This is a genomic window from Pseudomonas sp. TE3644, from assembly GCF_056278815.1.
Genome location: NZ_JBWBQF010000001.1, coordinates 5847261 through 5859270, shown reverse-complemented (window position 1 = coordinate 5859270; position 12010 = coordinate 5847261). Strand labels below are relative to the sequence as shown.

The 12010-nt window shown below is 63.2% G+C and carries 12 protein-coding genes; 11 read left to right on the top strand and 1 reads right to left on the bottom strand.

Annotation, left to right across the window (positions count from 1 at the left end; all coding sequences use genetic code 11):
- Positions 1-106: 106 nt before the first annotated feature.
- Positions 107-1393, top strand: a complete 1287-nt coding sequence (cytX, locus tag ACZ9GA_RS25950; RefSeq protein ID WP_457359780.1) for a putative hydroxymethylpyrimidine transporter CytX — start codon at positions 107-109, stop codon at positions 1391-1393.
- Here the strand turns inward: cytX and ACZ9GA_RS25945 are convergent.
- Positions 1362-2108 (bottom strand): RsiV family protein, encoded by a 747-nt coding sequence (locus ACZ9GA_RS25945; RefSeq protein WP_457359781.1) that lies wholly within the window; start codon positions 2106-2108, stop codon positions 1362-1364. The two genes, cytX and ACZ9GA_RS25945, sit on opposite strands and share 32 nt — an antisense overlap.
- 216 nt (positions 2109-2324) lie before the next feature.
- On the opposite strand from ACZ9GA_RS25945, the gene ACZ9GA_RS25940 reads away from it, so the two are divergent.
- The 10 genes from ACZ9GA_RS25940 to parC all read left to right on the top strand — a co-directional run bounded on the left by ACZ9GA_RS25940 (position 2325) and on the right by parC (position 11832).
- Complete coding sequence (locus tag ACZ9GA_RS25940) at positions 2325-2936, top strand: NUDIX domain-containing protein (RefSeq protein WP_027979742.1); 612 nt, start codon at positions 2325-2327, stop codon at positions 2934-2936.
- On the top strand, positions 2927-3379 hold the full coding sequence (locus ACZ9GA_RS25935) for a DUF1249 domain-containing protein (protein WP_027979741.1): 453 nt from the start codon (positions 2927-2929) through the stop codon (positions 3377-3379). Before ACZ9GA_RS25940 ends, ACZ9GA_RS25935 begins: the two co-directional genes overlap by 10 nt.
- Positions 3380-3815: 436 nt before the next feature.
- The gene (gene cpdA / locus ACZ9GA_RS25930; RefSeq protein ID WP_457359783.1) at positions 3816-4631 is read left to right on the top strand and encodes a 3',5'-cyclic-AMP phosphodiesterase; all 816 of its coding nucleotides are present in this window, start codon (positions 3816-3818) and stop codon (positions 4629-4631) included.
- A 203-nt stretch (positions 4632-4834) separates the two neighbouring features.
- Positions 4835-5107, top strand: a complete 273-nt coding sequence (locus ACZ9GA_RS25925) for a CopG family ribbon-helix-helix protein (RefSeq protein ID WP_457359785.1) — start codon at positions 4835-4837, stop codon at positions 5105-5107.
- Positions 5095-5388 carry a type II toxin-antitoxin system RelE/ParE family toxin gene (locus ACZ9GA_RS25920; RefSeq protein ID WP_457359787.1) on the top strand — a complete coding sequence of 98 codons (294 nt, stop codon included), beginning with the start codon at positions 5095-5097 and terminating at the stop codon, positions 5386-5388. The genes ACZ9GA_RS25925 and ACZ9GA_RS25920 overlap by 13 nt, the downstream gene beginning before the upstream one ends.
- Before the next feature lie 112 nt (positions 5389-5500).
- Positions 5501-6109, top strand: a complete 609-nt coding sequence (locus tag ACZ9GA_RS25915; RefSeq protein ID WP_457359788.1) for a YqiA/YcfP family alpha/beta fold hydrolase — start codon at positions 5501-5503, stop codon at positions 6107-6109.
- A gap of 39 nt (positions 6110-6148) precedes the next feature.
- Positions 6149-8053, top strand: a complete 1905-nt coding sequence (gene parE / locus ACZ9GA_RS25910; protein ID WP_457359790.1) for a DNA topoisomerase IV subunit B — start codon at positions 6149-6151, stop codon at positions 8051-8053.
- Positions 8053-9045 (top strand): esterase-like activity of phytase family protein, encoded by a 993-nt coding sequence (locus ACZ9GA_RS25905; protein ID WP_457359792.1) that lies wholly within the window; start codon positions 8053-8055, stop codon positions 9043-9045. The genes parE and ACZ9GA_RS25905 overlap by 1 nt, the downstream gene beginning before the upstream one ends.
- Complete coding sequence (locus tag ACZ9GA_RS25900; RefSeq protein WP_457359793.1) at positions 9042-9563, top strand: retropepsin-like aspartic protease family protein; 522 nt, start codon at positions 9042-9044, stop codon at positions 9561-9563. The genes ACZ9GA_RS25905 and ACZ9GA_RS25900 overlap by 4 nt, the downstream gene beginning before the upstream one ends.
- 10 nt (positions 9564-9573) lie before the next feature.
- Positions 9574-11832 (top strand): DNA topoisomerase IV subunit A, encoded by a 2259-nt coding sequence (parC, locus tag ACZ9GA_RS25895; RefSeq protein ID WP_457359794.1) that lies wholly within the window; start codon positions 9574-9576, stop codon positions 11830-11832.
- Positions 11833-12010 lie beyond the last annotated feature (178 nt).

Below are 12010 nucleotides of genomic sequence, written 5' to 3'. Positions count from 1 at the left end.
CAGGCTGCGCTGGCCCTGATGTTCGCTGGAAACCTTCAGTGCACAGGCGGGCCAGCGCAGCCTGGCGGCAGCGGCTACGGCTTGTCCACCTCACCCGAGATCCAAATTGAACACACCCAGCCATTACTCCCCGGACGTCGCCGTCCCTCCCTCCCAGCGCGTATTCGGCGCGCGGGACCTGTTTTCCCTGTGGTTCTCCCTGGGCATCGGCCTGATGGTGCTGCAGACCGGCGCCCTGCTGGCGCCAGGCCTGGGCTTGTCCGGCTCGTTGCTGGCGATCTTGCTGGGCACTGCCGTGGGCGTGGTGCTGCTGGCCGCCGTCGGCGTGATCGGCAGTGACACGGGCCTGTCGTCCATGGCGGCACTGCGCCTGAGCCTGGGCCAATATGGCGCCTCGCTGCCGGCCTTGCTCAACCTGCTGCAGCTGATCGGCTGGGGCGCTTTTGAAATCATCGTCATGCGCGACGCGGCCAGCCTGCTCGGCGCCCGGGCGTTTGGCGAGGGCAGCCTGCTGACCAATCCGACGCTGTGGACCCTGGTGTTCGGCGCCTTGGCCACCTTGCTGGCGGTCAGCGGGCCACTGACTTTCGTGCGCAAGATCCTGCGTAAATGGGGCATCTGGCTGCTGCTGGCCGCCTGCCTGTGGCTGACCTGGAACCTGTTCGCCAAGGCCGACCTGGGCGCCCTGTGGGCCAAGGCGGGTGACGGCAGCATGGCCTTCGCCGTGGGCTTCGACATCGCCATTGCTATGCCGCTGTCGTGGCTGCCGTTGATCGCCGACTATTCGCGCTTCGGTCGCAAGGCCAAGGGCGTGTTCGGTGGCACTGTACTGGGCTTCTTCATCGGCAACTTCTGGCTGATGAGCCTGGGCGTGGCCTACACGCTGGCTTTTGCACCCAGTGGCGAAACCAACGCGCTGCTGCTGGCGCTGGCCGGTGCCGGCATGGGCATTCCGCTGTTGCTGATTCTATTGGACGAGTCGGAAAACGCCTTTGCTGATATTCACTCGGCGGCGGTATCCACTGGCCTGCTGGTACGCCTGAAGGTCGAGCACCTGGCGCTGGCCATCGGCATCATCTGCACGCTGATCGCCTGCTTCGCGCCGCTGGCCCAGTACCAGAACTTCCTGCTGCTGATCGGCTCGGTGTTCGCGCCGCTGTTCGGCGTGGTGCTGGTGGATCACTTCATCCTGCGCAAGCGCAGCGCTCAGGTCCAGGCCGTGCCGCTGCGCTGGGCCGCGCTGGTGGCCTGGGTAGGCGGCATTGCCACCTACCACGTGCTGGCCAACCTCTACCCTGAGGTGGGCGCTACCCTGCCGTCATTGCTGCTGGCCGGTGTGCTGCATGCGGTGCTATCGGCCTTCAGCCGCGGCCGGGAAACAGTTCCGGCTTGATCACGCCGTTGAGCCTTGGGTAGTCGAGCTTGATTTCCGGCTGGCCCAAGGCGTACGGCGCGATGGTGTTGACGTCATATTTGAGGATGATGCCGCCGTAGGTCAGGGCGATGTGCGGCGTCTGCTTGAACGGCCAGTCCTTGAGGAACTTGGGGTCGCTGGCCAAGCCGTTCTGCACCTGCCAACCGCGATGGGCTTCTTCGGCCGCTTTCCAGAACGCCGGCTCCTCGCCAGGCACCAGCATGTCCTGCAGCGTCAGCACCTTGTGCAGCGGGCGCGACCAATTGATGAAGCCGCGGCCTGGCGTGCCTTCCGGCGCGCCGGTGTCCAGGAAGCTTGATACTTCGACAATCACCAGCCCGTCATGCTGCTCGCGTACCTTGGATTGCAGGTAGCTGCCGTAGCGCGCCGGGGCCTTGCTGAAGAAGCTGCTTTCGTAGGCCTGCAGGGAAGCGGGCAGCGGCGCGTCGTTGTCGGTGCGGGTCAATTGCAGCAGGCGACGTTCGACAATCGGCTCAAGGTCCGGCTCGCTGGGGAAGTGCACCACGTCCAGGTTGAACAGCGGGCAATCAGGCGTGGTGCAGCCGGGCTTGATGTGCTCGAAGGCATCACGTTTGGTTTCCAGCGGCGCTTTCAGGTTCGGCTGGAACAGGCTTTGGCAGGCACCCAGGGTCAGGGCCAGGCAGGCCATGGACGTGAATTTCAGAAGCGACATGGTGTTCCTTGACGGTCAGGAAGGGGCTGGCGGGGCAAATGTTGTCGTGCTTCGACTCTCGGCATCGCCTTCAGTTCGCCACTAAGCTCAATAGTATCCGCACGGTGGCTTGCCGCCTATCTTGCCGTCCGCCGATGCGTCTTGAAAGGGGCTGCAAAGCCGTGGCATCGCAGTTAGGATGGCGCCAAGCGGCATGGACGATGAACGAGGTTACACATGACAGACAGGGCACAGCCGACCAAGGTCGAGATTCTCAAGCGCGAGAACTGCTACAAGGGGTTCTACCAACTGGACCGCTTGCACCTGCGCCACGAACTGTTCGATGGCGGCACCAGCAAGGAAATGACCCGCGAGGTGTTCGTGCGCCACGACGCCGTGTGCGTGCTGCCCTACGATCCCAAACGTGATGAAGTGGTGCTGCTGGAGCAGTTCCGCGTTGGCTCCATGCTGAAAACCGCCAACCCGTGGCTGGTGGAAATGGTTGCCGGTCTGATCGACAAGGCCGAGCAACCGGAAGAAGTTGCGCACCGCGAAGCCGAGGAGGAAGCTGGACTGACCTTGCATTCGCTGTGGCCCATCACCAAATACTTCCCATCGCCTGGTGGCAGCAACGAGTTCGTGCACCTGTACCTGGGGCATTGCGACAGTGAAGGCGTGGGTGGGCTGTTTGGCCTGAAGGAAGAAAACGAAGACATCCGCGTGACCGTCTGGGCTTACGAAGACGCCCTGCAGGCCGTGCGTGATGGCAAGATCATCAACGCGGCAACGATCATCGCCCTGCAGTGGCTGGCGTTGAACCGCGAGGAAGTCAGGGGGCTGTGGAAGTGAACCCGTTGCGCGAACGCTACCGTGTCGACCTGGTCGGCCTGCAGGCAGCCTGCGAGGCCAACTACGCACGCCTGATGCGCCTGTTGCCCAACATGCGCCAGGACCAGCATTCGCGCAAAGTCGCCATGACCCAGGGTGAGCAGATGCTGGGCGTGCTGACCCTGGAAGTGGTGCTCGCCTGCCCCTACACCACCACCCTGCGCGTGCGTCAGGAACACAGCTTGCCGTGGCTGCCGGTGCCCAGCCTGGAAGTGCAGGTGTACCACGACGCGCGCATGGCCGAAGTGGTCAGCGCCGAGCATGCGCGCAGGTTCCGCAGCGTGTACCCGTACCCCAACGCCAGCATGCATCAGCCGGATGAGAAGGCTCAGTTGAACCTGTTTCTGGGGGAGTGGCTGAGCCATTGCCTGGCGTGTGGGCATGAGTATGAGTATGTGCGGTAGGGGGTGAATTCGTTTTTGGGACGGGCAGGTGCAGGGCTTGAGGGTTTCGGTGTTCTTGAGGTCGAGCGCCGTCCGCACGGCGCTTCGCGGCCACGGGCCGCTCCTACCGTTTGTTTCGGGCCAGCTACGTCTGTTGCATGACCTGGTCCGCCTGGTGTGTTCACTGCGTTTTTGTGTGAGTGCCAACAAGGCGGGCCCAGGAGATCTACCTGAAATAATTGGCCCGAAACAAACGGTAGGAGCGGCCCGTGGCCGCGAAGCGCCGCGCGGGCGGCGCTCGGTTTCAAGGGCGATACAAAACCCCCGCCATACACCTCCATGCTCCACACATCCCCCTTTTTTTATCCCCAGATGTGAGCCACATCCCGCCCCCACGTTTGCCCCCCGCCCGTATCCCCACCATAATCCATCCTGATACCCCCTCAAGGAGACGGCCTTGCCGAGCGCATCCACCCCCACCGCTGACGAACCCGTATTGCTGGTGCAGATTTCGGACAGCCACCTGTTCGCCGACGCCGACGGTGCACTGCTGGGCCTGAAAACAGCGGGCAGCCTGGCGCGCGTGGTCGAGCAGGTGCTGGCCGAGCAGCCGCGCATCGATCTGGTGGTGTGCAGCGGGGACATCTCCCAGGACGGCAGCCTTGAGTCCTACCAGCGTTTCGACGCGCTGACTGCTCCGATCAAGGCGCCCAAGCGCTGGTTCGCGGGCAACCACGACGAGCCGCTACCGATGGAGCAGGCCGCCCAAGGTAGCGATTACCTGCAACCGGTGGTCGACATGGGCAACTGGCGCATCACGCTGCTGGATTCCTCGGTTACAGGCTCGGTGCCTGGCTACCTGGCCGACGATCAACTGCAACTGCTGGCCCAGGCCCTGAGCGAGGCGCCCGAGCGCCATCACCTGATCTGCTTCCACCACCACCCGGTGTCCATCGATTGCAAATGGATGGAGCCCATCGGCCTGCGCAATCCCCACGCGCTGTTCGAAGTGCTCGACCGCTTCCCTCAGGTGCGTGCGCTGTTGTGGGGCCATATCCACCAGGACTTCGAGCGCGAGCGCAACGGCGTGCGCCTGTTTGCCTCGCCGTCGACCTGCATCCAGTTCACCCCGCGCAGCGAGGATTTCGCGCTGGATGACAAGGCGCCGGGCTATCGCTGGTTGCGGTTGTTGCCCGATGGCAGGATCGAGACCGGGGTTTCGCGGCTGGAAGGCTTCGAGTTCACGCCGGACATGAGTGCCGAAGGGTACTGAGTCCCCCCGTAGCCGCTGCCGCAGGCTGCGCTGGCCCCTGAGTACACTGAAAATCTCCAGCGAACACCCGGGCCTGCGCAGCCTGTCGGCAGCGGCTACCGGCAGATGCGCCCTTTGTCGCGAAACGTCTCCGCTCCATGGACTGTGATGTGAATGGCTGTTAGCGTTATCAAAAGGTAATACCTCGTGATACGGAGGCCTCAATGGCAACGTCCATCAAGATCGACGACGATCTGAAAGATCGCATCCAGCACCTGGCTGGTTTGCGCCAGCGCACGGCTCATTGGCTGATGCGCGAAGCCATCACTCAATATGTGCAGCGGGAAGAGGCGCGTGAGAGCTTTAAGCTGGAGGCTCAGGAGTCATGGGCCGCCTATCAGGAAACCGGTCAGCATTTGAGCGGTGAGCAAGTCAGTACCTGGTTGAAAAGCTGGGGTGGCGATGCGCCGACGGAGGCGCCTGAGTGCCACGACTGATCGTTACGCAGCGCGCAGTACAGGGGTTGGAGCGGTGTCGCCAATTCTTGCTGGAAAAAGGGCCCCAGGCCGCGGCGCGCGCCGCATTGGCCATCGACAGACAGTTTTCCCTGGTTCAGCTTACGCCAAATATGGGGCGCCCCTTCTCGTTGAGCCCTGACATGCGCGAACTGCTCATCGAGTTCGGTGATTCGGGCTATGTCGCTTTGTACCGATTTGAGCCGAAAGACGATGCAGTCTTCGTCTTGGCGTTCCGTCATCAGAAAGAGGCGGGGTATTGAGTCTGCCCAAGGTAGGGTTGTTCCGCCCGATAAATCGTTACAGAACCTCTTCCCCTGCCTAAACGTCACCAAGGCGCTGTAAACTGGCGCCTTTTGCACGGGAGGTGTCGGCGTGGCAGGTTCCATTCTTTATATCCATGGTTTGAACAGCGCGCCGGCGTCGAAGAAGGCCAGCACGCTCACCGAGGTGATGCAGCGCCTGGGGCTGGAAGGCCAGTTGCAGGTGCCTGCGCTGCATCACCACCCGCGTCAGGCCATTGGCCAGCTGGAGGCGGCGATTGCCCAGCTGGGCGCGCCCTTGCTGGTGGGAAGCTCGCTGGGCGGCTACTATGCCACTCACTTGGCCGAGCGCCACGGGCTCAAGGCCTTGCTGATCAACCCGGTGGTCAACCCGCACCGTCTGTTCGACGGATTCCTCGGCACTCAGGAAAACCTGTATACCGGTGAACAGTGGGAGCTGACCCTGGACCACGTGCAGGCCCTGGCCGAGCTGGAAGTGGCGGCCCCGCACGACCCCCAGCGCTATCAAGTGTGGCTGCAAACCGCCGATGAAACCCTTGATTACCGCCAGGCAGAGCGCTTCTACCGCGCCTGCGCCCTGCGTATCCAGGCTGGGGGCGACCACGGCTACCAAGGTTTTGCGGCCCAATTGCCCAGCCTGCTGAATTTCGCCGGCATCGAGCCCGGGCTGTACCGCGGCATCGATTTCGACCAGCTTTGAGCCTTTTTATTTTTCACGAACGACTGACGATGAGAACCCATGGCCAATCCCAGCGCTAGCTCTTATAACGCAGACGCCATCGAAGTCCTCTCGGGCCTCGACCCGGTGCGCAAACGCCCGGGCATGTACACCGACACCACGCGGCCAAACCACCTGGCCCAGGAAGTCATCGATAACAGTGTCGACGAAGCGCTGGCCGGCCACGCCAAGTCGATTCAGGTCATCCTGCACGCCGATCACTCGCTGGAAGTGACCGACGATGGCCGCGGCATGCCCGTGGACATCCACCCCGAGGAGGGCGTCAGCGGTGTGGAGCTGATCCTTACCAAGCTGCACGCGGGCGGCAAGTTCTCCAACAAGAACTACCAGTTCTCCGGTGGCCTGCACGGCGTGGGTATCTCCGTGGTCAACGCCCTGTCCAACCAGGTGCGGGTCAAGGTCAAGCGTGACGGCAACGAGTACCAGATGACCTTCGCCGATGGCTTCAAGGCCACCGACCTGGAAATCGTCGGCACCGTGGGCAAGCGCAACACCGGCACCAGCGTGTACTTCGCGCCGGACCCCAAGTATTTCGATTCGCCCAAGTTTTCCGTCAGCCGCCTCAAGCACGTGCTCAAGGCCAAGGCCGTGCTGTGCCCTGGCCTGTCGGTCACCTTTGAAGACAAAGGCACCGGCGAAAAGGTTGAGTGGCATTACGAAGACGGCCTGCGTTCGTACCTGGTAGACGCCGTCACCGAATTTGCCCGCCTGCCCGACGAGCCGTTCTGCGGCAGCCTGGCCGGCAACAAGGAAGCCGTGGACTGGGCGCTGCTGTGGTTGCCCGAAGGCGGCGACAGCGTGCAGGAAAGCTACGTCAACCTGATTCCCACGGCCCAGGGCGGTACCCACGTCAACGGCCTGCGTCAGGGCTTGCTGGATGCGATGCGCGAGTTCTGCGAATTCCGCAACCTGCTGCCGCGCGGCCTGAAGCTGGCGCCCGAAGACATCTGGGAGCGCATTGCCTTCGTCCTGTCGATGAAAATGCAGGACGCCCAGTTCTCCGGCCAGACCAAAGAGCGCCTGTCGTCCCGTGAAGCCGCCGCGTTCGTCTCCGGTGTGGTCAAGGACGCCTTCAGCCTGTGGCTCAACGCCCACCCCGAAATGGGTATGCAGTTGGCCGAACTGGCCATCAGCAACGCCGGCCGTCGCCTCAAGGCCAGCAAAAAGGTCGAGCGCAAGCGCGTCACCCAGGGCCCGGCGCTGCCTGGCAAGTTGGCGGACTGCGCGGGCCAGGACCCGATGCGCGCCGAACTGTTCCTGGTGGAAGGTGATTCCGCCGGCGGTTCCGCCAAGCAGGCCCGCGACAAGGAATTCCAGGCCATCCTGCCGCTGCGCGGCAAGATCCTCAACACCTGGGAAGTGGACGGCAGCGAAGTGCTGGCCAGCCAGGAAGTGCACAACATTGCCGTGGCCATCGGTGTCGATCCGGGCGCAGCGGACATGAGCCAGCTGCGCTACGGCAAGATCTGCATCCTCGCCGACGCCGACTCCGACGGACTGCACATTGCTACCTTGCTGTGCGCGCTGTTCGTGCAGCACTTCCGTCCACTGGTGGATGCGGGGCACGTCTACGTGGCCATGCCGCCGCTGTATCGCATCGACCTGGGCAAGGAAATCTACTACGCCCTGGACGAAGCCGAGCGCGACGGCATCCTCGACCGCCTGGTGGCCGAGAAGAAGCGCGGCAAGCCGCAGGTCACGCGATTCAAAGGCCTAGGTGAAATGAACCCGCCGCAATTGCGCGAAACCACCATGGACCCCAACACCCGCCGCCTGGTGCAGCTGACCCTGGACGACTTCGCCCAGGCGTCGGAAATCATGGACATGCTGCTGGCCAAGAAGCGTGCAGGCGACCGCAAATCGTGGCTTGAATCCAAGGGCAACCTGGCCGAGGTGCTGGCCTGATGCGGCATGCGTTGGCAGCGTTGCTGCTGACTGTTCTGCCGCTGCTGGCCAACGCCGGGCAGGTCGAGCAACTCAAGCTGGTGGCCGAACACCCCGTGGACGGCATGGTCGGCGGCAATCTGTCGGGCATCGCCGCGTGCGGCGATCGCCTGTGGACGGAATCGGACCGCGACGACGGCATCATCTACCGGCTGGATACCACCAGCACCGTGTGGAAAGCCGAGAACGTGCTGATCCAGGCACCGCCTCCGCCTGCCGACACCGGCCTGCCGATGATGCTGCGGGCCACGGCCCATGCGGCGGCGCTGATCCGCGGCGGCATCCTGGATTTCGAAGGCATCACTTGCGATGGCCAGGGTAACCGCTACCTGGTCAGCGAGGGCTTTGCCGCCGTGCTGAAGGTGCCCGTGGAAGGCAAGCCAAGCTGGTTGAACATCAACCCGGCGGTGATCCGCGAGGCCTACGCCAAGGGCATGCTGCGCCGCTTCAACGCCATCTTCGAAGGCCTGGCCATCAATGCGGCTGGCGACCACCTGTGGCTGGCCGCCGAGCGTCAGCATCGTGGGCTGCTGTCGCTGTACAGGCAGCAGGACGGCAGTTGGGATTGCCGGGGCAGTTGCATCCTGCTGAACGAAGGCGGCACTGAAATGCAGCCCGCCAAGCTCAAGGGTGCCCACCCGGTATCCCGGGATTTTGCCGACCTGTCGTTGTACAAGGGCAAGCTGTATACCCTGGAACGCAACATCTACCAGATCTGCCGCCGCGACCTGCAGACCGCCAAAGTCGAGCATTGCTGGTCGTTTGCCGATGAAGCCTTGCTGCCCAATCGTCAGTACACGCAGAACTACGGCCTGACCGAAGCGCTGATCATCGACGACGCGGGCGCCTGGGTAGGTATCGACAACAACGATGGCGCCCGAGCCGACGGCGAGGTACGCCCGATTGTCTGGCGCTTCGCCGCGCCGCAGGGCGGCTGGGACGTGGCGCCGTGAGTCAGCAGCCTGCCGGCAAGCGCGCCGGGCGGATATTCCTGATCCTGGCCTGGGCGGCGCTGCTGTTTTTGGCTACGCGCTTTTTCGGGCATTGGCAGCAGAGCCGCGAAAACCCCAACCCGGTGGTGGCCAGCGAACACGGCCAGGGCTTTATCGAGGTGCGGCTGGCCAGCAATGGCCAGGGGCACTTCGTGGCCAGCGGCAAGATCAACGGTACGCCCGTACAGTTTATGCTGGACACCGGCGCCACCGACGTGGCGCTGGGCAAGTCGCTGGCCGAGCAGTTGAAGTTGCCCTACGGCTACCCGATCACGGTCAACACCGCCAATGGCCAGGCCCAGGGCTATCGTACGCGCCTGGACCGCCTGCAACTGGGCGACATTGTCCTCAAGGACGTGCGCGCCGTGGCCATCCCCGACATGGATGGCGACCAGGTGCTGCTCGGCATGAGCGCCCTGAAACAACTCGAATTTTCCCAGCGCGGCGGCACCATGCTGCTGCGCCAGACTACACAATGATGAGGCCCGCATGAGCGACTCCCTTGATCTCAGCCTGGACGGCGTAGAACGCCGCTCGCTGGCTGACTTCACCGAACAGGCCTACCTCAACTACTCCATGTACGTGATCATGGACCGGGCCCTGCCGCACATCGGCGACGGCCTCAAGCCGGTCCAGCGTCGCATTGTCTACGCCATGAGTGAGTTGGGGCTGGATGCCGATTCCAAGCACAAGAAGTCGGCCCGTACCGTGGGTGACGTGCTGGGTAAGTTCCACCCGCACGGTGACTCGGCCTGTTACGAAGCCATGGTGCTGATGGCGCAGCCGTTCAGCTACCGCTACACCTTGGTAGACGGCCAGGGCAACTGGGGTGCGCCGGACGATCCCAAGTCGTTTGCGGCCATGCGTTATACCGAAGCGCGACTGTCGCGCTATTCCGAAGTGCTGCTCAGCGAGCTGGGGCAGGGCACGGCGGATTGGGTGCCGAACTTTGACGGTACCTTGGACGAACCCGCTGTTTTGCCGGCGCGTTTGCCGAACATTCTGCTCAATGGCACCACCGGTATCGCCGTGGGCATGGCCACCGACGTGCCGCCACACAACCTGCGCGAAGTGGCCACTGCCTGCGTGCGCCTGCTCGACGAGCCCAAGGCCACTGTCGAGCAGCTGTGCGAGCACATCCAGGGCCCGGACTACCCGACCGAGGCGGAAATCATCACGCCGCGTGCCGAACTGCTGAAAATCTACGAAACCGGCCGTGGCTCGGTGCGCATGCGTGCGGTGTACCGCATCGAGGACGGCGATATCGTCGTCACCGCGCTGCCGCACCAGGTATCGGGCGCCAAGGTGATCGAGCAGATCGCCGCGCAGATGCAGGCCAAGAAGCTGCCGATGGTGGCTGACCTGCGTGACGAGTCGGACCACGAGAACCCGTGCCGTATCGTCATCATCGCCCGTTCCAACCGGGTCGACCTCGACGAGCTGATGCAGCACCTGTTCGCCACCACCGAGCTGGAGTCGACCTACCGGGTCAACGTCAACATCATCGGCCTGGACGGTCGCCCGCAGTTGAAAAACCTGCGCGTGCTGCTGCTGGAGTGGCTGGAATTCCGCATCAACACCGTGCGCCGCCGCCTCAAGTTCCGCCTGGACAAAGTGGAGCGTCGCCTGCACCTGTTGGAAGGCTTGCTGGTGGCGTTCCTCAACCTGGATGAAGTGATCCACATCATCCGTACCGAGGAGCACCCCAAGGCTGCATTGATCGCCCGCTTCGAACTGACCGAGATCCAGGCCGAATACATCCTCGAGACCCGCCTGCGGCAGTTGGCGCGTCTGGAAGAGATGAAAATCCGCAACGAGCAGGACGAACTGGCCAAGGAACAAGCCAAGTTGCAGGCCCTGCTGGGCAGCGAAACCAAGCTGCGCAAGCTGGTACGCAGCGAGCTGATCAAGGACGCCGAAACCTACGGCGACGACCGTCGCTCGCCGATCGTGGCCCGCGCGGAAGCCAAGGCACTGTCGGAAAACGAGCTGATGCCGACCGAGCCGGTTACCGTCGTGCTGTCGGAAAAAGGCTGGGTGCGTTGCGCCAAGGGCCACGACATCGATGCCACTGGCCTTTCCTACAAGGCTGGCGATGGCTTCAAGACCGCGGCCATGGGGCGTTCCAACCAGTTCTCGGTGTTCATCGACTCCACGGGGCGCAGTTATTCGGTGGCGTCGCACACGCTGCCGTCCGCCCGCGGCCAGGGCGAACCGCTGACCGGCCGCCTGACCCCGCCGCCGGGGGCATCCTTTGAATGCGTGCTGCTGCCCGAGGATGAGGCGCTTTACGTGATTGCCTCCGACGCCGGCTATGGCTTCGTGGTCAAGGGCGAAGACCTGCAAGCCAAGAACAAGGCCGGCAAGGCACTGCTCAGCCTGCCCAACGGCGCCAAGGTGCTGGCACCGCGGCCGGTGCTGGACCGCGAGAACCATTGGCTGGCGGCCGTCACTACCGAAGGTCGCCTGCTGATTTTCAAAGTCGCCGATCTGCCGCAGCTGGGCAAAGGAAAGGGCAATAAAATCATCGGTATTCCCGGTGAGCGCGTGGCAAGCCGTGAGGAATATGTCACTGATTTGGCGGTGCTCAGTGACGGTGCGACCCTTGTATTGCAGGCCGGCAAGCGTACATTGTCGCTGAAGGGCGACGATTTGGAACATTACAAAGGTGAGCGTGGTCGGCGCGGCAACAAACTGCCTAGAGGCTTCCAGCGAGTGGATGCCTTGTTGGTGGAAAACGCGGGCTGACAAGAAAATGCTGTTTGGGAATTGCTTCCAGACAGCATGCTAGAGCGGTCGGTTTGGGTTTTTAAGCGCAGATCGACGCTTAAACGCTGGAGTCGGGGCGCATATTCGCGGATGATATGCCCCTCTTGAGGTGTCGGCGTGGCCGAGCCCCGGACGAATTCGTTGAGTATCACTGCGG